Here is a 22,242-nt window from a genome sequence, read left to right as displayed (position 1 = left end):
GGGGTGGGGGGGAAGCGGGCACGCGGGGTCAGGACGGAGGGGCGCACAGGCCGTCCGGCGGGACCGGCGACTCGCCCCGGTCGGCCTGGACCTCGTCGAGCCCCTTGAGGAGATCCGGCAGCAGCGACTTGTCGGCCGAGTAGTCGAGGACCGCCCGGTAGAAGGCGGCGGACAGGTCCGGTGTCATCGCGTCGGCGGCGCTGAAGCACAGCGTGTAACCGGATTCCGGCCGCAGCATCGTGGCGATCCGCCGCTGCGCGGCGTTGCGGTACTGGGCGGGCAGCACCTGACCGTCGGCCGAGAAGCCGTACCCCCCGGGCTGGTTGACCCAGGTTCGCTGAGCTTCGGCGCTGGAGAGGTAGGTGATGAGTTCGGCGGCGTTCGGGTTCTTGGTGAACCTGCCGACGAAGTCCGCCGAGACCTCCAGCCGGCGCGCGGGCTCCGGCGCCGACGTCACGAAGTCGTACGCCGTCCCCGCGGCGGCGGAGCTGGGGAAGCCCATGGCGGACAGGGTGCCGTGGCCGAGCGAGCAGGTGGGCGGCTCCGTGCTCATGCCCTTGGCCGCGTCGGTGAACTTCCTGACGGACGCGTCCTGGACACTGTCGGCGACGATGCTCCGCCACGCCTTCCAGGCGGCGGAGACCTGCGGCGACTTCCACTCCAGGTCGCCCGACAGCCAGTCCCGGTAGGCGTCCGTACCGCTCTGGGAGAGCAGGATGTCGGCGATCCAGTCGGCCCCGGGCCAGCCGGAGGTCGGACCGGACGCCAGGCCCAGGCACCAGGTCTTCGGTGCCTCGCGGGACAGGGCTCGGAGGGCGGGCAGCGTGGTGGGCGGCGGCTCGCGGGTGACCGCGGGGTTGTACCAGACCAGGCTCTTGACGTCCGCCTTGACGGGTACGGCGTACACCTGGCCGTCCACGGTGCCGAGTCCGCGGAACGGCTGCGCGTAGTCCTCGGTGATGGCGTCGCCGAGCGGCTGGAGCCTGCCGCCCTGCGCGTACCGGTCCAGCGCTCCCACACTGGGGAGTACGGCCAGGTCGGGCGGCGCGCCCGCGGCGACCGCGGCGTCGAGCTGCTGGGTCTGGGCCCGGGTGACCTCCATGTCGACCTGGATGCCGGTGTCCTCCTCGAAGGTCCTGATCACCGAGTAGAACGCCTGGAATTCGGCCCCCGACCAGGGGACCATGACGGTCAGCCGGTCGTTGCGCGGCCCAGTGCCGCAGGCGACCGCGGTCAGGAGCAGGCCGAGCGCCGCGGCGCAGCGCGTCAGGCGCGCCTTCAGGGTGCTCATGAGCGCGGGAACCGGTACTCGGCGAGGCGGGGACGGTAGGCGAGGTACGCGAGTACGGCCGCGCCGGCGAGCAACGCGAGCGCGAGGGTCAGCGTCAGCGGGTGCCCGGCCAACGGCTGCGAGGCGAGCTGCTGTTGGGCGTCGAGGTCGCTGCGGACGGCGGTGGCGGCGCCGGCCGACGCGGTGGCGAGCAGCGCGACGGCGAGCCGCGGGCTGACGTACCGGCGGAAGTGCCGGGCCACGATGTAGCCGGTGGCCAGGACGAGCAGCAGCATGACGGCCGCCGGTCCGACGAGCAGGGGGTAGACGTGGGCGGGGTCCAGCCAGGCCGAGTCGCGCTGCCGGGTCAACGCCTCGTCCTGGGTGTTCCTGAGGTCGTTGAGCGTGGCCGTGAGACCGCCCGTGCCGGGGATGGCGTCACCGGTTTCGGGGTCCACCTGCGGCCGGTCGGTCAGCGCCGCGTGGGCGGCCTGCTTGCCGTTCGGGCCGGTGCGGGGGTAGTCGCGCACCGCTGCGTCGGCCAGTTGCAGACAGGTGGTCAACTGGCCCTGAACGAACTGGATCTGGGTCAGTCCCCGCTCGCCGGCCGCGTTGCCCTCCGCGGCCGACGTGACGTTGGTGTAGACGCTGGCGGTGTGGTTGGCGAATTCGGTACCGGTGCCGATCAGGGAGACCTGCCCGGTGTCGAAGGCGGCCGTGAGCGCCGAGTCGGCCAGCCTGGCCGCCTCGTGCGCCGCCGTGATGTCGCTGATGGCCTCGCTGGTGCGCCGCGCGTCGGCCAATTGCTGTTCGGCCTTGGTCGACACCACCAGGTACAGAAGCGCCGTGGCCGCCACGGTGGCGAGGACGCCGGCGCGGAGCCAGCGCAGCAGTGTGGTCGGGTGGGTCGCCCGGAGCCTGGTCCGCCATCCGGTCGGAGTCATAAGGCGTCCACCGGAGTGCCGCCGCCAGGACCCTTGCCCGGACCGTTGCCGCCCGGACCGTTGCCGCCAGGACCGCCGCCATCAGGGCCGCCGCCGTGATCGTCCGCGCCGCTGCCGAACTCGTATCCGCACTCCTCGCAGTGCCGCGGCCGTCGCGCCGTGGTTGTCGTGCCGCATCGCCGGCAACGCCGCCGCAGCGGGCCCCCGTTCGGCGGCGGATGGATCGGGTCGGCGTCCGGAGCCCTGGTCCTGGTCGACCGCAGGCCGAGCTGCTGCATGATCCCGCGCGGCGCCGAGCGGCTGAGCCGAGGCCTGCCGTCGGGGCCGGTGACGGTGACGGTACGCAGCAGCTCCAGCCGTGCGGAGTCCCCGAGGGCCTCGGCCAGTTCGAGCGCGATCCGCAGCTCCCGGTCGGCCTGCTCGTACCGTCCGCTCTGCTGCGCGTCGGCGCAGGCCCGCATCGCCAGGCCCAGCTCGTGGAGGTTCTCGACCCGGGTGTGGCTCTCGGGCGTCCTGACCGGGAAGTCCGCTGTGGCCCGGCGCACCACGACGAGCGCCTCGGGGTCGGCACACGGTTCGCGGGTGCCGTCGTCCCGTTCGGCGCGCAGTGTGATGCGGGCGGCGCGCAGTTCCTCGCCGACCCGCAGCGTCGCGGGGTCGAACCGCAGCGACACCAGGTACTGGCGGTCCTCCGGCGGCCAGGATCCCAGCGGTACGTGGATCTCGTCGTCGCGGCGTTGCTGCTGGGCGGTCAGGTGGGCCTCGACGGGCAGGGTCTGCCGGACGAAGCCCAGCCGGAAACGGTCGTTGAGGCGCAGGCCCAGGTAGACGCGGGGGACGACGATGCGGCGGGCCTGTTCCATGAGCAGGGTGAAGTCCCTGGTGAGGTCGGAGACGGTGACAACCGCTTCCGCCGTGCCGTGCAACGCCTCGGTGATACGCAGCAGTTCGGCGTAGTGCCAGTCGTTGCCGAGCCCGCGGGCGTCGCACACGAACCGGTCGGCGCACGCGTCGAGCGCGCTGCCGAGTTCCTCGGGTGTCTCGTGCTCGTCCTTGCCGTCCGTGTAGAGCACGGCGTGGCGTACGGTACCGCGCGCGGTCACCGTGGCGAAGAGACGGTCGGCGCAGGTCAGCCACGTGCCGATGGCGGTGCCGCCTTCGGGTGACTGGTCCAGGACGCGGTTCTTGGCCGCCGTCCTGGCCGCGGCGTCGACACGGGCGAGGCCGCCGGTCGCCGGGAAGATGACCTCGGCCTCGTGGTGTCCGGCGACGATTCCCAGATACGTGCCGTCCTGGAGGGCGTCGACGGCCGCGCACATGGCCCGCTTTGCCTCGTTCAGCTTGCCCTGGCCCGCCATGGACAGCGACTTGTCCATGATCAGGATCTCGGCGATCGGCGCCGCGGAGGGCGCCCGCGCGGCGGTACGGGCCCTGATCGTGAGCAGGGCGTCCACCCGCTCGTCGTCGAACGCGACGTCCGAGGACGCGTCGACCTCGAGGGAGAAGCTCAGCCCCAATCGTGACGTGTCCCCCGCCGGCGTCACCTGACCGCCTCGTAACATGTCATGTCCCCCTCCAAATTTGAGCCTAGCGGCCCGGTTGTCTCTCCGAAACGCGTCGGCTGTTCCCGTTGTCGGTTCCGTTACGGCGTTCGTCACGGCGTTCGTCACGGCGTTCGTCACGGCGTCCGCGCCATCGCCACGCCAGCGGCGGACGCAGCCGGTTCGCCAGGTCGACCAGGGCGGTGTAGTCGCGCTCGGTGGCGGCATGCGGCCCGAGCCGGCGGACCGTCTCCGACAGCGTCAGCCGGTCGCCGGTGCGCAGATACTCCGCGTACTGGAGTTCGGCGCGCAGCCCCGCGGCTGCCGCGGTGCCCACGTCGAGCCTGGCCAGCGCCTCGCGGGCGCGCGCCAGATCCGCCTCCGCCGGGTCGGCGGGCCGGGCCGGGCCGACCGCGTCGCCGGCCGCCGCTCCGGAGCCCGGAGCGCCGTTCCCCCCGGGCTCCGGCGCGGCGACGGTCACCAGCAGCCGTACCGCCGCCACCCGCGCCTCCCGCTCGAAGCGGAACTCCTGCGACAGCCGTTCCGCCGTGGCCACCGCGTCCGCGCGCCGGCCGGACAGCAGGTGGACGCGGGCCAGGCCGAAGCCGGCCGCGCCGAGCGCCGGGGTGGTGTCGAAGACCGTGCCGTAGTGCGAGCGGGCGACGGCGAGGTCACCGCGCAGTTCGGCGCACAGGCCGAGCGCGAGCTGGGGGATGAGTTCGCCCGGCAGCGCGCCGCGCACCTCGGTGAAGTGCGCGGTGGCCGCGTCCGCGTCCGCGCGGGTCAGGGCGATCAGACCGGAGTACCAGGAGTGCAGCCAGTGCCACCGGGGCAACCCCGCACGCGCGAGGGCCTGTTCGGCCAGGTCCGCGTCGTCCCTGCGCAGGGCGAGCCGGCTCTCGGCCAGCGAGCTCTCGGCGGAGTCGGCCATGTCCGGCTCGTCGGGATCGCCCAGCGGCGTCGGGAGCGCCACCGCGATGGTCGCGGGCGGCGGCGAGGAGAACGTCGGCGGCAGCGTCAGGGCCCCGTCCCCGTCATCGGGCAGGGCCGCCGTGAACCAGTGGGCGAGCGGGCGCGCCGCGCCCAGGCCACCGTGCAGGGGTTCCGACATCGAGCCGAAGAGCGCCGACGGCCTGGTGACCTGCCGCAGCGTCGGCGGCGCCGCCACGACCTGCCGGATCACCCCGCTGAGCTGCTCACCGAACTGGCGGGCCGAGACGAACCGGCGCCTGGGCACGGCGGTGTCGGTGGCGCGGGCCAGCAGCAGGCGCAGTGAGTCGATGCCGGGCGCGGTGCGCTCCAGCAGATGGAGCCGGGCCACCTCCTTCAGCGTCATGCCGAGGCCGTACAGGTCGAAGCCGGGGGTGGGGCGTACGTGCTCCGGGTCGTGCTCCGGAGGCGCGTAGTCGTCGGTGTACGCCGTGACAGGACCGGTGTCCTTCCGGGTCCGTACCGCGCCGAAGTCGATGAGCCGCACCCGGTCGCGCGGGCCCGCGGAACTCTCCTCCTTGAACCGGATGATGTTCAGCGGCTTGACGTCGCAGTGCAGCAGCCCTCTGGCGTGCAGGTAGTCGAGCGCCTGGAGGATGCGGACACCGTGCGCGAGCAGGAATTCGAGCCGGTCGCCGGGCAGCGCCTTCAGCGGCGCGCCGGGCAGGTACTCCAGCACCAGGTGCGGGCCCTCGGTCTCGTAGCCGAGGATGCGGACGATGCTGTCGTGACGCAGTCCGACCAGGACCGTCCGCTCGTGGTGCGCCGTCGTGGCCACCGCGGTGTTCCTGAGCTTCTTCAGGACCACGTCCGTGGCGAGGTTGCGGTCGCGGGCGAGGTACGCGGCGCCGTACGCGCCGGCCCCGAGGTAGCGCTCGACGTCGTAACGCCCGGCGATGGTCAGGCCGCGGGGCTGGGCGAAGTCGAACGGCCCCCCGCAGTCGGGGCAGTAGCCCGAGACGCGGCCCGGTACGCCGTCGTGACCGCGGCCGACCGGTTCTCCGCAGGCCGTGTTGTCGCAGAAGCGATACTCCTCGGCGATCGCCGTGGGCTCCGGGGCCGGGGTGTCGAGGGTGTCGGGCAGCTGTCCCGCCTCGGCGAGGTCGAGGCCGTACCAAGGATCGGGGCGTACGTTCGCCACGCCGACGCTCACGCCGTGTGTCCCGGCCTCCCGGTCCGGCGGCGGGAGCGGGGCCCGCTCCAGCGGGCGCCGGTCGCACACGGCGCAGAAGCCCTGCTCGTCGATCGGGCCGCGACCGCAGTCGGGGCGGTTGCACCGGCCGGCGGCGCCGGCGTCCCCCGAGGCGTCACCCGGTTCCGCGAGGTGCCCGCTCCCGGCTGCCTCACCCTTCTCTGTCGCCCCACCCTTCTCTGTCGCCCCACCTTTCTCCGCCGCCTCACCCTTCCGCACGCCACTCCCCCTCCTCGATCCGGCGGTTGACCTCGTCGATGTAGCGCCTGACTCGTTTCCGTGCCGCCGCCAGGTCGATCGGCGGGGTCTGGAGCTCGCGGGCGGCGGGCGCGTAGAGGTCGCCGAGCGCCAGGTCCTCGTCGCCGAAGTACCGCGCGGCCCGCACCCGGTGCACATCCAGGGCCTTGCGCAGATCCTCAAGGGTGGCGACCATCAGCTCCAGCTCCTTCGCGAACCGGGCGACCTCGGCGCGGGCCGCGGCGGCATGGAGGTGGATCGCGGCGAGTTCCGGATCGGGCCCGGCGCCGCGAGCGACGGCCGTGCGGACCCGCAGGCGCGGCGCGGCCGCGATCGGTAAGCGGGGTGCGCCGAAGAACTTCCGCCCCGATTCGGCCTGGAGCCGGGCCGCCGCGTCCTCCTCGGCCGCCAGTTGCCCGACGGCCGCCTCCGCCACCTCGGCGGTCACACTGCCGGTCACACCGCCGGGCACGTTCGCGGTGAGCCGTTCGGCGTCGAGGGACACCTCGTACGGCATGCCGGACGGCGGCCGGTCCTCGAAGCCAAGGGCGAGACGCAGGCCCCGGGTCCGGGCGCGGACCGCCAGCGGCCCCAGCAGTCTGCGCACCAGTTCCCCGGGGTCCTCCGCCCGGTCGACACCGCCCACCACCAGGCAGGCGGGCGGGCGGCGGCGCAGCAACTGGTGCACGATCTCCCGGTCGTCGCCGCCCGGAAGCCCGAACCGCTCCGTCAGATAGCCCTGTACGTCCTCGACGCTCCTGCCCCGGGCGTCGTACGCCGCGTCTATCGCACCGAGCCCGAGGACGGTGTCCCCGGGTGCCCCGGCGATCTCGGCGTCGGACAGGCCGGCCCTGGCGGCGGGATCGGCGGTACGGACCAGGCGCACCAGCCAGGAGCCGCCCGCCCCGGTCGCGCCGCCGGTGCCGACGACCACCGCGCCCGCCCACCTCCCGTCGAGCAGCCGGGTCAGCTCCTGGGTGAGGGCGAGCCGCAGCGAGTCGCCCAGCACGTCGTCGGGCCACTTCCCGCCGGAGGGTCCCAGGTCGTTGGTGCGCACGCCGTCGGTGAACGGCTCGATCTGCGGCAGGTACGCCTGGATGGTCTCGGTCGGCAGCATCCAGGCGGCGTGGGCGTCGCCGTCCACGTAGTCGGCCACCACGATGCCGATGACGCGGTCCTTGAACTCGCCGTCGCCGACGGCCACTCCGGCTCCCGAATAGCCCGGCTCGATCCACGGACCGCCGGGGCGCACCCGGTTGAGCAGTCCCCACTCGCCCTCCCGGCCGCCGGAGCCGGCCAGTTCGGCGTCCGCCCCCATGCCGAGCGTCCTGGACGCGTGCGGGAAGCCGTACACACTCACGCTGCCGCCGGAGAGGGGCACCCGCCACAGGGTGGTACGGGTCCCGCAGTCGGCCGGCTCGTCCAGCCGGAGCAGCGCCACGTCGCCCCGGTGGGTGTCGTTCTTCTGCACCCAGGACCGCGGGGCCACCCGTGCGGTGCGGGTCCATTCCGGGCGGCAGGCGACGCTGGTGATCCGGAGACCGGCGGCGCTCCCGCCGGGTGCGGCCCCCGCGTCCCTGACGACGTGCGCACAGGTGAGGACGTGCCATTCGTCGAGCAGCACCCCGGCACCACAGGGAGTCCCGTCCGCGTCGTCCACCCTGACCCGCCAGGGTTTGTCGCTGTGGTGATGCAGCCCCATGTTTCCCACCGTAGTACGACAGAGGGCACGACGTACCCGCCCGGGCGAAACCCGTACCGCCGGGGCCTTTCCGTACCGGCACGTGTCTCCCGGGCGGGTGCGGGCCGGCCGACGCCCGCCGGACGTCCCTGAATTGGGGAGGGGGCGGGGGCAACCCTGTCCTCGTCCCATGGGTCACACAGCTGCCACCTGTTTCACCTGTTTCACCTGTTCTCCTTCTCCCTCGGTCCGGAAAGGGCCCCACCCTCAGTGATGACTCGTACCCGGCCGGCCCGGCCGTCCCGCCCGGCCCGGCTGGCCGCGCTGGCCGCGACGGCCGCCCTCGCCGCCGCGGGCGGCCTGATCACCGCCGCCCCCGCCTCCGCCGCCGTCACCTGCGCCTCCCCCGTGTGGAAGGCGCAGTACTTCGCCAACACCGCCTTCAGCGGCACGCCGAAGCTGACCGCCTGCGACTCCGCCGTCTCCGAGAACTACGGGGCCGGCGACCCGCCCGGCGTCACGCTGCCCAAGGACAACTTCTCCGTCCGCTGGTCCCTCACCCGGGACTTCGGCTCCGGCGGCCCCTTCCGGCTCTCCGCGGCCACGCAGGACGGCATGCGCGTCTACGTCGACGGCGTGCGGAAGGTCGACCTGTGGAAGAACGTCTCCACCACCGTCCGCAAGACCGTCGACCTGACCGTCCCGGCGGGCAAGCACACCCTCCGCGTCGACTACGTCGCCTGGACCGGCGTCGCCAACGCCTCTTTCACGTACACCCCGCGTACCGAGAGCACCGTCGACAAGGTCAAGCCGCTCGCCCCGGCCGGCCTCACCGCCACGTACAACCGGGACACCTCGAAGACCACCCTGCGCTGGGCCGCGAACAAGGAGATGGACCTCGCCGGTTACCGCGTGTACCGGCGGCCGGGCGGCGGCAGCACCACGCAGTGGGCGCGGGCCGGCGGCTCGCCGCTGCTCACCTCCACCTCCTTCGTGGACGCGACACCTGCCACGGGCCAGACCTTCCTGTACGAGGTCCGTGCCGTCGACAAGGCGGGCCACGAGTCCGCGGGCAGCTCCGACGCCACCGCCGCGAGCGTGGACCGTACGGGCCCGGCGGCGCCGACCGGCCTCAAGGTCACCGGCGACGCCTGGTGGGCCACCCTGGCCTGGCAGGGGGCCGCCGACGCCACGACGTACGAGGTGTACGCCGCCGCCGCGGCCACCGGCCCGTTCGAGCTGCTGGGGACGACGACCTCGACGTCGTACCGTACCGACGCGCCCGTGAACACCGTCCGGTACTACCGGATCCGCGCCCTCGACGCGCTCGGCAACCCGTCGGCGTACGCCGCTGTCACCGGCGACGGCGTCGACCGGACGCCGCCGTCGAAGTCCCCGGCCTCTCTCGGCGCCGTCGTCCGCGTCGGCTACACCGACGTGTACTGGAAACAACCCGAGGGCTTCTACGAGGACTTCGACAACGGCGGGACGTACCGCGTCTACCGCTCGCCCGGCAAGACCCTCGACCCGGCCGCGCTCGCCCGCGTGACCTGCCCCCGCGAGGAGAGCGAGGAGACCGCCACCGGCGGCATCTGCCACGACCTGGACATGCCCGTGGGTACGTACGTGACGTACGCGGTCGCGGCGGTGGACCCGGCCGGCAACGAGTCGGCGCTGTCCGCCCCGTTTGTCGTCCGCACCGCCGACCGCGTCGCACCCGGCCCGGTCACCGGCGTGAAGGCCGTCCCGCGCGCCGACGGCGTGCTGGTGAGCTGGACGGCCTCGACCGAGGACGACGTCGACGGCTACGTGGCCCGGACCGGCACCCGGCAGCCGGACGGCACGGTCAAGTGGCTGGGCTCCGCCTCCTGCCGGGAGGGCACGAGCGACCCGCTCGCGGTCCTCTGCGGCGAACTGCCGGACGGCGAGACGTACGTGTACGCGGTCGTCGCCAAGGACCGCTGGAGCAACGCCCTGCCCCCGACCGACCCGAGCGTGCCGGTCGTCGAGGCCACCGAACTGGACGTCCGGCCGTCCGTGACGGTCACCTCGGACTGGGACCTCGGCAGCATGGGTCACGGGACGGTCGTCGGGGGACCCGACCTGCCCGGCCTCACCATCAACTGGCGGTGCGACAAGACGGCCGAGTGCGACACCGTCGCGGGCTACCGCGTCAGCCGGTGGAACCCGGCCACGAAGACGTACGAGCCGCTGCACGCCGGTCTGTTGCCGGCGGATACCCGCACCTACACGGACGCCATGGCGGCGCGGGGAGCCACGAACTTCTACACCTTGGAAGCGGTACGCACCGACAACAGCGTCGCGGGCACGTACGCGTGGTACTGCGTCTTCCAGAACCGCGTGTGACCGGGTTGCGGTCCGTGTTGTCCTCAATCGCCGGACGGGCTTGATTTTGCCCGCTGCGGGCCGGCCTTTATCCGCAGGTCGGTTGCCGGGGGCCGGGCAGGGGTCGTGTCCTGCACTGCATGTTTTACGTCGCGTTCAGCACCTTGTTTGGGTCAACGTTCGCCATGCGACACAAAACACGCTCTACGTTCCGGACACGACCCCTGCCCGTCCCCCTTCCAGGCCCGCGTCAAAACAACCCGGCCCACCCCGGGTCTTTAAGCCCGTCCGGCGCTTGAGGACATCCTTGACCCGCGCTGGTGGCACCACCCGGGCCCACTTCAAGCCCGTCCGGCGTTTGAGGACATCAGTAAGCGGCACCCGCACACCGGGGGAACGGCAGACGTTCCGGGGTGGGCGGCGGACGGTAGGGGGCGCCCCCGTACGAAACGCCGGCTCCGCCGCGTCGACGCCGCGTGCGAAGTACACGTCCAGCAGCCACCAGAAGACCGACGAGCATGGTGAAATCGCCATCGAGAGGATCTGATGACCGTGACGTCCGACCAGCAGGGAGCCCCGAGGCGGCCGAGCTCCGAGCCGACCGCGGGTGAGCGCGGGGAGCGCGGGACCAGGGACACCGAACTGTTCGACTACGACGCGGAATTGCGGCGGTACAACGAACACTTCCGGGCCGCTGCCCGCGTCGGCTCCCGCGACCGTGTGCTCGACGTCGGCTGTGGCACGGGCCAGACCACGCGCGAGGCGGCCCGCGCCGCTGTCGGCGGAAGCGCTCTGGGCGTCGACCTCTCCGCGCCGATGCTCGAACGGGCCCGTCGGCTCAGTGACGACCAAGGACTGTCCAACGTCGTCTACCAACAGGCGGACGCCCAGGTTCACCGCTTCGCACCGATGGATTTCGACCTCTGTATCAGCAGGTTCGGAACGATGTTCTTCGCCGACCCCGTCGCCGCGTTCACCAATGTCGCGCGCGCTCTGCGCCCGGCGGCGCGCCTGGTGCTGCTGGTCTGGCAGGACCGCGAGCGCAATGAATGGGCTTCCGCGATCCGCCGGAGTCTCGCCGCCGCGACAGCCACACCCACTCCCCCCGCCTCCGGCCCGAACGCGTTCTCACTCGCCGACCCGGCCACCACGGAAGGCATCCTGACGGCGGCGGGCTTCACGGACGTCAGCTTCACCGACGTGCACGAACCCGTCTACTACGGCCCCGACACCGCCACCGCCCTCGACAACGTGCTCCGCCTGCTGAAATTCGAGGCCCTGCTCACCCACCTCGCCCCCACGACGGCCGAGCAGGCACGCACACGGCTACGCACCACCCTCGCCACCCACGACACCGGCAGCGGCGTGTACTTCGACGCACGTGCCTGGATCGTCACCGCCCGCCGCCACTGACGCGCCTGACGGCCGGAGGTGCTGCTCGTGGGGGAGCCGGCCAGGTCGAGACAGGCAGTGCGCCAACACCTGCGCGAGCCCAACTCCGGCCGCCACCGCCCGATTCACCACTGTCCGAAGGTATCCCCGACGGCAACGCGGCCGAACCGTGGCGTCCTCAGAAGAGGCCCTTGTACCCCTGCCATCCGGTGGCGATCTTTGTCCGGGCGCCGAAGGAACCCTTGCCGTTGCCGTTGGAGCGGTAGAGCGTGCCCGCCTTGTCGCGCATGACCACGTCGTTCTTGCCGTCACCCGTGAGGTCGCCGACGCCGACGATCGCGTTGTACGTGGCGCCCCAGTCGGCGGACATGGTCACCCGCGGCCCCAGGGTTCCCTTCCCCGTGCCCTCGTACCGGTACAGGGTGCCGTTCTTGCCCCGGGCCAGGATGTCACCGAAGCCGTCACCGTTCAGGTCGCCGGCACCGACGACATGCGTGTAGGCCGACCAGCCGGAGCCGATCTTCTTACCGCCGGCGAGCTTGCTCCTGCCGTCGTTGGCGAAGAGGTAGAGGTCGCCGGTCGACGCCTTGCGCGCGACCAGATCCGCACGGCCGTCGCCCGTCAGATCACCCGGAGCGGTCAGCACGTTGTACGCGTTCCAGCCGGTCCCCAGCGAGCTGTGGCTGTTCGTCGGCTTGTACGGTTCGCCGCACCGGCCGGCGTACCGGCGCAGCTCGCCGTTCGGCATCCGTACCAGCAGTTCCGCGCAGCGGTCGGTCCCCATGTCGCCGAACGGGACGGCGACCGAACCGGCCGGCCAACCGGAAGCCGACCGCTTCCAGTCGAAGGCGCCCTTCCCCTCGGTGTAGTGAAGGGTCAGAGCCCCCTGGGAGTTGAGCGTGAGCAGCTCGCCATGGCTGACGCCGCCCTGGTCGTGGTGGCCCTGCCGCCCGCCGGTCAGACCGATCTTCCCGCCGGTGCTGTACGTCCCCGCGCCTTCGGCGGGCGTGGCCGTCAGCGTCCAGGTGTACGCGCCGTTGTACGCGTACACCCCCGCGCCGGTCTTCCCGTCCCAGGCGACGTCGGCCTCCGCGGTGCCGGCTCCGGTGAGGGTGCGGACGGTACGGCCCCCCGCGTCCTTGACGGTGAAGGTCCACGCGACGGGCTCGCTGAACTCCCAGGTGCTGTTCCACCCGTTGTGCTTGACGTCCAGGTAGTCGTCCGCGACGTCGGACTCGGTCCTGGCCAGGGGCTGGGACGGCACACCGCTGGGCACGATGTGGATGCCGTGGTCCGGGCCGACATAGGCGATGTCGCCGCCGAACTTGTCCACGGCCCAGGTGAGCCGGCGCTGGTCGGCGGTGTTGCCGGCCGGCAGATCCGCGATCGGGCGCGGCGCCGCACTCGTACCGGTGTGGAAGTCGGTGAGCAGCAGTTTCCCGGCGGTCCTGTCGTGCTGTACGAGGTAGCCGTCGCCGACGAGGGCGGGGCCCGGCGGGACGGCGACGCTCTTCTTCGCCGTACGGTCATAGACTCCGGCGCGCCCGTTCGTACCGCCGCAGTTCCAGTAGACCCACCGCCCGACGGCCCGCAACTCCTTGATCACGCAGCCCGATCCGGTGGAAAGCGACTCCACGGTCTTCTTGGTCTTGATGTCCGTGGCGGTGACGGCCCCCGCGGTGGCGCCCGCGGTCCACAGCTGTGTGCCCCACACCGACGCGGCGACGACAGGACGGGTGATCCGCACGTCGGTCGTGCGATAGGGCTGGACGTCGTCGATGTACTGCTTGCCGGTCGACCGCGCGTCGTAGACGAAGTAGCGGCCGGACATGTCCACGATCTCCGCACCGGTGACGGCGGGTTCAGTGCCGTGATGGCTGTTGGGGCTGACGTGGATCTGAACGCGTTCCTGTCCGGCGTCGCTCACCATGACGTATCCGACGTCGCCGTTGCCGGCACCCATCAGAGGCACGCAGGAGCCCGCGTCGCAGGGCACTCGCTTGATGTGCGAGCCGTCGGCGAACGGGTCCGCGTATCCCATGGAGACCCGGTCGGACGCCGTCGATCCGTCCGGCGCGATCTGCCGGCCCAGCACGAGCGCGTCACCGGACCCGCCACGCTCGACGGTGTGGAGCGTGCCGCCCGCGAAGTCGATTCCCCAGACACCGTCGGTCGCCAGGGGCAGGGGCGTGACCGCGGCGCCGGCGACCCCCGCGGTGGTCATCGAGGCGAAGCCCGCGACCACGGCGATCACGGCGGCCAGGGCCGTGGACCGGCGGGTCGGCTTGCGGTCGCGCGGGAGGGTAAGGCGTCTCAAAGGGTGTCCCAGCATGTCTGATCCGCCACGGCGGCACGTATGAACCGGTGAACTACGTGAACCACGTTCCGGGGTGTGGGGCCCCTCGATCGCCTCGAAGCGAGGCGGATGGATTTTAGCAGTGGAGGGTGAATCGATTCTCCCAGGCGGGGCGTTACCCCCCCGCGACAAATGCGGTGACGCCGACGGTCATCGCGGGATACTGGTCGCCATGGATGAGGTGCGGGTCGTCGTCGCCCATTCCGAGCGCGCGACCCTGCGCGTCGGCGACGTGTTCCTGAAGGTGGACGCCGATCAGTCGCGTATCGACGTCGAGGTCGAGGCGATGGCCCTGGTGCCGGTCCCGACGCCGGAGGTCCTGTGGCGCCAACCGCCCGTGCTCGCGATCGCCGCGGTCCCGGGGACGGCGCTCGGCCGCCTCGGCGAGCCGTCGACCGCGTCCCCGGCGGCGTGGGCCGCGGCGGGCGCGGCCATCCGGAAGCTGCACGACGCGCCGTTGCCGTCCCGGCCCGGCGGCGCCGGCCGGGACACCGGCGAGCTGGCGGCGGAACTCGACGCCGAGTGCGAACTGCTTGTGAATTCCGGCGTCCTGCCCGCCGACCTGGTCACCCGCAACCGCCAGGTCGCCCGGGCCGCCCTCCGGCCGTGGACTCCGGCGTTCACCCACGGCGACCTGCAAATCGTTCACGTTTTTGTCGACAACGACGAGGTCACGGGCATCATCGACTGGTCCGAGGCGGGCCGGGGCGATGCCCTGTACGACCTCGCCACCCTCACGCTCGGACACGAGGACCGCCTCGGCGACCTCGTCGCGGGCTACGGCACCGGCGTCGACCTCGACGTGATCCGCGCGTGGTGGTCGCTGCGAAGCCTGCTGGTGGTTCGCTGGCTGGCCGGGCACGGCTTTGACCCGTTCGCGCCGGGCTGTGAGGTCGACGTGCTGAGATCCCGGATGTGAGGAGCGCGGGCGCGCTCCCCGAAGACCCGAACTCCCTGGGAACAGGGTGTGAATTCGACGGTCACGAGGGGAAGGTGGCGTCGAAAGCTGTGTGAGTTCTGTTTGCCCGCCGTACGCCTCGTCCCTGTCTGATGGCGCACGGTCGTTGAACGCGACGGGTGTTGGCCCGCGCGTCCACCGCCGTCTCGCTCCGCACGCTCCGGTGTTCGGTCTGACAACGTTGTCTTCCTCCCTCCCCGCAGGCGGACTGTGCGGGCACATCGCGACGCTGGAGAGGTTACGTGCCCATCACATCCCGAACTCCCTTGCCCCGCGCGGTTCTTCCGCGGTCCGCCCGCCGACGTCATCGGCCCCTGTACACGACGGTCGCCGCGCTGCTCACCGGCGCGCTCGGCTTCGGCACGCTGGCCGGCGCCGGTGCCGGCACGGCCGCCGCAGCGCCCGTCGCGACCACGCGGGCCTCCGCGGAGACCTCCCCGGGGACTTCCGCCGGGACCTCCGGCGGTACGGACTACACCAAACTCGTCGACCCGTTCGTGTCGACCGCCGGCGACGACGGCAACGACCTGCCGGGCGCCCAGGCGCCGCACGGCCTGGCCAAGGTCAACCCGCTGACCACGCCGAACCGCAACCACACCGGGTACGACTACAACGAGGACCACATCGCCGGGTTCACCGCGACCAACCTCGACGGCGTCGGCGGCTCGGGAGGCGGCGGCGACCTGCTCGTCGTCCCGACCTCCGTCCAGTACGACAGCCGCCCCGCCGCCGCCACGTACGCCCACCCGTACAGCCACGACGACGAGACCGCGACGCCCGGCTCCTACCAGGTGGGCCTCGGGGGCATCTCAGGAACCGGCTCGTCGGTGAAGCAGGACCCCGGCACCATCCAGGCCGAGATGGCCGCGACCACACGTACCGCGCTCCAGCGGTACAGCTTCCCCGCCGGGTCGAAGCCCGAGCTTGTCCTCGACCTGGCGAACAACTTCACCAGCCGTGCCCGCTCGACCCTGAAGGCGACGACGCTCCCGAACGGGACCACCTCGATCACCGGACTCGTCGCGGGGTCGTTCAACGGCGCCTCGTACCAGCTGTACTACAACGCCACCACGAACGTCCCCGTGACCTCGCTGAAGAGCTGGGGCAACGACGGCAGGCTCAGCGACGCGACCACGCGGGACGGGTCCGACACCGGCGCCGTCCTCGGGTTCGACACCTCCGCCGGGGACAACATCGAACTGCGCGTCACGCTCTCGCCGATCAGCGCGGAACAGGCCGTGACCGACCAGCGCGAGGAGGTGGGCGGCCTCACCTTCGACCAGGCCCGCGCGCGGACGAAGGCGGAGTGGAACAGCGCGCTCGGCGCCGTCGCCGTACGCTCCTCGGCGAAGTCCGACCCCGGGTCGACGCTCACCAAGGAGTTCTACACGCACCTGTACCGCATGTACGCGCTGCCGGTGAACGCCACCAGCACCAGCGGTACGTACCGCGGCGCCGACGGAGCGGTGCACCGGGCGAACGGCTTCACGTACTACGACGGCTGGTCCACCTGGGACGACTTCCGCAAGTACTCCGTGGAGGCGTACATCGACCCGTCCACCTACCGGGACATGGTGCAGTCGCTCATCGTGCTCTTCGCCGACGCGCGCGCTTCCGGCAAGAGCCTCGGCAGCCTCACCCACTCGGTCCCGACCGTGCGTTGGGAGCGCTCGGCCGTGCTGGTCGCCGACGCGCTGTCGAAGGGCTTCAAGAACTTCGACCGGCTGGACGAGGCGTACCCGGCGCTGCTGTCGTACTCCGGCTTCTACACCGGGGCGCAGTTGCGCCAGGGGTACGTCACCGGGGATCCCGGTACGACCGTCCAGCGCGGCTACGACCAGTGGGCGCTCTCCGTCATCGCCGACGCGCTCGGCAAGAAGGCGGACGCGAAGAAGCTGCGTACCCAGTCGACCATGGCGATCGACAACCTCGTGAAGTCCGGCGCCTGGACCGCGGCCGACGGCACCGAGGTCGGTCTGCTCACCCCGCGCGCCGAGGGCGGTGACTGGCAGAGCGCCGACTACGAGAAGTTCGAGGCGGCCGGCCTCTACCAGGGCACGCTGTGGCAGTACCACTGGTACGACGCGTACGACATGGGCGGCCTCATCGAGGCCATGGGCGGCCCGAAGGCCGGGAAGGCCGCCGTCCGGCACATGTTCGGCGAGGACTCCACGGCCGACGACGGCTCGACCATGCTGCACTCCAACGCGAACGAGATCGACTTGCAGGCGCCGTACCTCTTCAACTACGTCGGCGAGCCGAGCCTGACGCAGAAGTGGGTACGTGCCATCTACACCGGTACGACCTGGAACCGCTACATCGCGACGGGCTCCACGAACGAGGCCCCCAGCTCCGGCGGCCAGTTCACCCCGCCGGTCAGGACCCAGGTCTACAAGCTCGCGCCGAACGGCTTCCTGCCGACCATGGACAACGACGCCGGCACCATGTCGACCATGTTCGTCGGGGCCGCGCTGGGCCTGTTCCCGGTGACCGCCGGCTCCAGCCAGTTCCAGATCGGCAGCCCGTTCTTCGACTCCACGACGATCACGTACGCGCATGGCAGCCGGTTCACGGTGAAGGCCGACGGTGTCTCGCCGAGCGCCTACTACGTGCAGAGCGCGACCCTCAACGGCAAGCGGTTCAGCAACACGTGGCTCGACTACTCCCAGATCATCTCCGGCGGAACCCTGGACTTCACGATGGGTTCCAAGCCCTCCCAGTGGGGCGCCCGGACGAAGCCCGCGTACTCCCTGAACACCGACTCGGGCGGTACGGGCGACGGCGGCGCGGGTGACGGGGGTACGGGCCACGGCGGTACGGGCCAGGGCGGTACGGGCCACGGCGGTACGGGAACGGGCAAGGGCGACACCGTCGTCTCCGCCCACCCGGCCACCGTGGCGACCGGCGCGGACGGCACCGTCGACGGCAGTGTGAAGCTGACCCTGGACGGCCCCGCGTCGTTCGCCGCCCGCAAGGGAACCAGTCTCACCAGGACCGGGGCGGCGACCGTGACCGGCCTGCCGGGCGGGGCCACGGCGGACCTCCGCGTCGGCGGCCCGCGCACGGCGACGCTGTCGCTCACCGGTACGGCGAAGGTCGACGCGCGCTTCGGCGTCACGTTCCAGGACGTGGCCTTCGCCCACGGCGTACGGGCCTCGACGGTGAGCGGCACCGGGATCTCCCCGACCGACCCGCTCCTCATCTCCGCCGCCGCCGTGCCTCGCAAGGCCCTCGGCGTACTCGTCGGCCAGGCGTCCCTGGTGCGGGGCGACAACTACTCCGACGGCTCCTGGAGCCTGTTCCGGTCGGCGCTCGAACGCGCGCGGACCGTCCTCGCACAGACCGTCCTCGCGGACACCACGTCGGCGACCGGCACCACCACGTCCGCGACCGGCACGCTCATGGCAGCGGACGACGCGCTGCACTCCGCCATCGACGCGCTCACCCTCGACGAGGGCGGCTACGCCGTCCTCCAGGCCGAGGATCCCGACCAGAAGGAGGGCCCCAGCCTCGTCAGCGAGCGGAACAACTCGGACGGCAACCTCGGAGGCGTCACCGAGGGATCGTGGGAGCGGTTCACCAAGCTGGACTTCGGCGGGGTCGCCCCGCAGAGCGTCTCGGTCCGCTACGCCAACTCGCAGGCGGCGGACGCCAGGCCGAGCAGCGTCGACATCCACGCCGGCGCCGCCGACGGCCCCGTCGTGGCCACCGTCCAGCTCCCCGGAACCGGCGGCTGGCAGTACTACAACACAGTGCAGGCGGCCGTCACCGACCCGGACGCCCTGCTGGAGGCGGAGAGCGCGACGTTCGTGTTCCACGCCCCGTCCGGCCAGCAGTGGGTGTCGAACTTCGACTGGCACCAGTTCTCGCCGTACGAGGTCTCCGCTTCGCCCACGACCACGCTCGCCACACTGACCACGGCCAACACCACCACAACCGGCGGCGGTTCGCTCCCGCTCAACCTCTCGAACGGCATCTTCGAGAACGTGACGAACGGCGCGTGGGCGCGGTGGAAGGACACCGACCTCCGCGACGGCGCCGACACCCTCACCGTCCGCTATGACAAGCCCCAGTCGCGCGCGGCGTCGGACTCGCACATCGAACTGCGCCTCGGCTCGAAGGACGGCCCGAAGAGCGTCGACATCCCCCTCGACTACAGCGGTTCGGGCTGGGGAACCATCGCCACCACGAGCGTGCGGCTCGACCCGGCCGTCCTCACCGGCGTCCAGGACGTGTACGCGGCCTTCCTCTCCAGTACGCAGACGGACGCCCAGCCGTACGTGGGCAACGTCTACTCGCTGACCCTGACGCAGGAGGCCGGCGGCCCCGTGGGCTTCGACGCCACCGCGTTCCGCTCGCACAGCGGTGGCGGGCTCAAGAGCGAGCCGGTCGGCTGGCCCGGGTCCGGTTCCACCACCGACCTCGGCGGCACCTACGACGGAGCCTGGGTCGACTACGGGGAGATCGACTTCGGCGGCTCGCCCAAGAGCGCCGTCACGATCACCTACGCCAACAACTCCGCCCGCTGCGGCACCGGTTCGGCCGTCCAGCTCTACCTGGACTCCTTCGACGCGGCCGACCCCGGCACGCCGTACGCGACCGTACCGCTGCCGGTCACGGGCAGCGCGTGGTCGTCAGGAGGGACGACAAGTCTGGCCCTGCCCAAGGCGATCACCGGCAAGCACGCGGTCCATCTGCGGCTGACGACACACCCGGACGCCGCCCACCCGTACGTCGCCAATCTGGCCCGTATCACCTTCGATCACGTCGACGCGCCCGCCGTCACGGACAAGTCCGCCCTGCGCAAGGCGATCGACCAGTACGAAGGGCTCTCCGGCGACGCGGAGCGCTACAACACGATCGACTTCGGCGTGTACGTGCGCGAACTCGCCGCGGCGCGCGCCCTGTTCGACGCCGACGACGCGACGCAGCTCGAAGTCGACACACGGACGCGTAGCCTCACCCTGGCCGCCGGACAGCTGGTCCCGCTGCCCAGGCTGCGACTGGAGGACCTGGTCACGACCGCGTCGGCCCTCACCAACGACCGCTACACAGAAGCGTCGTGGAGGGCGTTCACCACGGCACTCGCCGAGGCGAGGACCGCGGTCGCGGACGGTACGGCCACGGACGCGGCCCTCACCGCTCGGTACGACGCCCTCGATCACGCGAGGTCCGCGCTCAGGACGAAGCCCAAGTCGGCGCCCGCCACACCTGACGCGGTGTCGGCGACGTCGTCCGGCTCCAGCGTGACCGTCGCCTGGTCCGCGCCCGAGGACACCGGCGGCTCCCCGCTCACCGGCTACGAGATCACCCTCAACGACGGCCACCAGGTCGGGATCCACGATCCGGACAGCCGGAGCACGACGTTCACCCGGCTGCGGGCGGGCCGGTCCTACACGGCACGCGTCCGGGCGGTGAACAAGGTCGGGGCCTCGCACCCGAGCGCCGCCACGGCACCCGTGGTGACCGGCGGCGGCAAGCCGCAGAAGCCGGCCGTGCAGGGGGTGATCACCGACGGCGACCAGGTCCGCGTGACCTGGCGGGCGGCGGGCGACGGCGGATTCCCGGTCATCGGCTACACCGTGGCCCTCGGCGACGGGACCACCGCGCACGTGCCCGCCACCACCGGCACGGCGCTGCTCACGACCACGGGCACCGCCAAGGCGCACACGGCCACCGTGACCGCGGTCACCCTGGCCGGAACGTCGGACGACTCCGGCGTGACCGCCTCCGACCCGGCGTACGAGCCGACCGCCTCCGACCCGGTGTACGAGCCGACCGTCTCCGACCCGGCGTACGAGCCGTCCCCCTTCCCGGACGACACGCTGAACGCGACCTACGCGTCCGACAAGTGGCCGGGGACCGGCGACGGCACGGACTACTTCAACGCCCTGCTCAACGGTTTCGACGACCTCCCCTCCGACATCCTCGGCGCCAACACCGAGGTGCCCCACGGCACCGCGCTCACCGCCGAGAACGACGAGATCGCCGTACGGATCAACAACGCGGCGACACAGAAGGAGGTGGACCGCGCGGAGGTCGACGCGACGAACAGCGCCACCGTCACGCTGGCCGACGGCCTCGGCTCCCGGCTGGGCGAGATCTACCGCGATGCCCTGACCAGCGGTCAACTGCCCAAGACCAGCGCCCTCTTCTCGCGCGTCACGAAGAACCTGGACAAGGTCGACGCGGCGAAGAACCACTACGCCTACCAACGCCCCTACGTACGGCTCGGGTTCGCCGGCGACGGCGGCGACATCTACGAGTCGCAGGACGGTTCGTACGGCAGCCTCGCCACCAGCGGCTCGTACCCGAGCGGCCACACCTACGGCGGCTACGAAGCCGGAACCATCCTCGCCACCCTCCTGCCGGAGCTGGCACCGTCGATCCTCGCGCGCACCTCGGAGTACGGGAACAACCGCGTCGTCCTCGGGTTCCACTACCCGCTCGACGTCATGGGCGGCCGTATCACCGGACAGGCCACCGTCGCGCACCGATGGGCGGACCCCGACTTCGCGAAGCTGCTGACCCAGGCCCACACCGAGATGGAGAACGTGCTGCTCGCGCGGTGCGAGAAGGAGGGACACGGCGGCACGCTGGCGGCCTGCGCGGGCGACTCGTACGGCGGTCTGAGCGAGGCGCAGCACGTCGACCTGTACACGCGGCGCCTGACCTACGGGTTCTCCCGGGTGGGGAAGCCCGGGCAGGCTCTCAGGACACCGTCCGACGCGGCGGCCCTGCTGATCACCGCGTTCCCGGCCCTCACCACCGGGCAGCGCACGCAGATCCTGGAGCAGACCGCGACGGACTCCGGGTACCCGCTCGACCTCACGGCGGACGGCGGGGCGGGCTGGGAGCGGATCAACCTGGCGGCCGCGATGACGGCGAGCGTGGTGGTCGACGCCGAGGGGTCGGTCACCGTCACGAACTTCCCGGACGCCACCCGGGCGAGTGTCGCCGACGCGAGGACGATCAAGGCCGGGGGCGTCGCGATCGACGGCTTCGACCCGACGGTGTCCACGTACGTGGTCGACTGGCCGAAGGACGAGAGGATCCCGGCCGTCTCCGCCGTACCGGCCCGGTCCGGCGCGCGGGTGAAGGTCACCGACGGCGGTTCGGTCCTCTCGTCGACCGGGCCCCGGTTCACCACTCGTACGATCAAGGTGACCTCGGCCAACGGTTCGGCCACCCGGACCTACACGGTCGGCTTCCGACTGACGGACCGCGACGACCGGCCGTCGCGGCCGGCGCGGACGGAACCGAGGTGATGTCCAGGGCGCCGGGCACGACGTGACCACGGCCGCGGGCGCCGGACGACCTGTTCGTTGGCGGGTG

10 protein-coding genes are annotated in these 22,242 nt (G+C 71.9%); 4 read left to right on the top strand and 6 right to left on the bottom strand.

Features of this window, described 5'->3' with window-relative positions:
- Positions 1-28: 28 nt before the first annotated feature.
- From ACIO1C_RS34610 to ACIO1C_RS34590, 5 genes are read right to left on the bottom strand one after another with little or no spacing between them, the layout of a single operon-like run.
- The gene (locus ACIO1C_RS34610; RefSeq protein ID WP_401871464.1) at positions 29-1,291 is read right to left on the bottom strand and encodes an ABC transporter substrate-binding protein; all 1,263 of its coding nucleotides are present in this window, start codon (positions 1,289-1,291) and stop codon (positions 29-31) included.
- Complete coding sequence (locus ACIO1C_RS34605; RefSeq protein ID WP_401871461.1) at positions 1,288-2,214, bottom strand: hypothetical protein; 927 nt, start codon at positions 2,212-2,214, stop codon at positions 1,288-1,290. The genes ACIO1C_RS34610 and ACIO1C_RS34605 overlap by 4 nt, the downstream gene beginning before the upstream one ends.
- Positions 2,211-3,776 carry a VWA domain-containing protein gene (locus tag ACIO1C_RS34600; RefSeq protein ID WP_401871459.1) on the bottom strand — a complete coding sequence of 522 codons (1,566 nt, stop codon included), beginning with the start codon at positions 3,774-3,776 and terminating at the stop codon, positions 2,211-2,213. The genes ACIO1C_RS34605 and ACIO1C_RS34600 overlap by 4 nt, the downstream gene beginning before the upstream one ends.
- A 25-nt stretch (positions 3,777-3,801) precedes the next feature.
- Positions 3,802-6,156, bottom strand: a complete 2,355-nt coding sequence (locus ACIO1C_RS34595; protein ID WP_401871457.1) for a tetratricopeptide repeat protein — start codon at positions 6,154-6,156, stop codon at positions 3,802-3,804.
- Complete coding sequence (locus ACIO1C_RS34590; protein ID WP_401871454.1) at positions 6,143-7,876, bottom strand: trypsin-like peptidase domain-containing protein; 1,734 nt, start codon at positions 7,874-7,876, stop codon at positions 6,143-6,145. Before ACIO1C_RS34590 ends, ACIO1C_RS34595 begins: the two co-directional genes overlap by 14 nt.
- A gap of 252 nt (positions 7,877-8,128) precedes the next feature.
- Here ACIO1C_RS34590 and ACIO1C_RS34585 point away from each other — a divergent pair, with 252 nt between their 5' ends.
- Positions 8,129-10,222 (top strand): PA14 domain-containing protein, encoded by a 2,094-nt coding sequence (locus ACIO1C_RS34585; RefSeq protein WP_401871453.1) that lies wholly within the window; start codon positions 8,129-8,131, stop codon positions 10,220-10,222.
- 525 nt (positions 10,223-10,747) lie between these two features.
- Positions 10,748-11,614, top strand: a complete 867-nt coding sequence (locus ACIO1C_RS34580) for a class I SAM-dependent methyltransferase (protein WP_401871451.1) — start codon at positions 10,748-10,750, stop codon at positions 11,612-11,614.
- A gap of 157 nt (positions 11,615-11,771) precedes the next feature.
- Here ACIO1C_RS34580 and ACIO1C_RS34575 read toward each other — a convergent pair whose 3' ends face one another.
- Positions 11,772-13,910: an FG-GAP-like repeat-containing protein gene (locus tag ACIO1C_RS34575; RefSeq protein ID WP_401871449.1), complete on the bottom strand. Its 2,139-nt coding sequence runs from the start codon at positions 13,908-13,910 to the stop codon at positions 11,772-11,774.
- Positions 13,911-14,121: 211 nt separating this feature from the next.
- Between ACIO1C_RS34575 and ACIO1C_RS34570 the strand changes: the two genes are divergently transcribed.
- Positions 14,122-14,868, top strand: a complete 747-nt coding sequence (locus tag ACIO1C_RS34570; RefSeq protein WP_401871447.1) for a phosphotransferase family protein — start codon at positions 14,122-14,124, stop codon at positions 14,866-14,868.
- 281 nt (positions 14,869-15,149) lie between these two features.
- On the top strand, positions 15,150-22,175 hold the full coding sequence (locus ACIO1C_RS34565; RefSeq protein WP_401871444.1) for a glycoside hydrolase domain-containing protein: 7,026 nt from the start codon (positions 15,150-15,152) through the stop codon (positions 22,173-22,175).
- The last annotated feature ends 67 nt before the right edge of the window (positions 22,176-22,242 follow it).

Origin of the sequence: Streptomyces sp. NPDC087420 (genome assembly GCF_044744165.1) — a bacterium.
GTDB lineage: Bacteria > Actinomycetota > Actinomycetes > Streptomycetales > Streptomycetaceae > Streptomyces.
The sequence above is the reverse complement of the archived record's forward strand: the minus strand, read 5'-3'. Positions and strand labels throughout refer to the sequence as shown.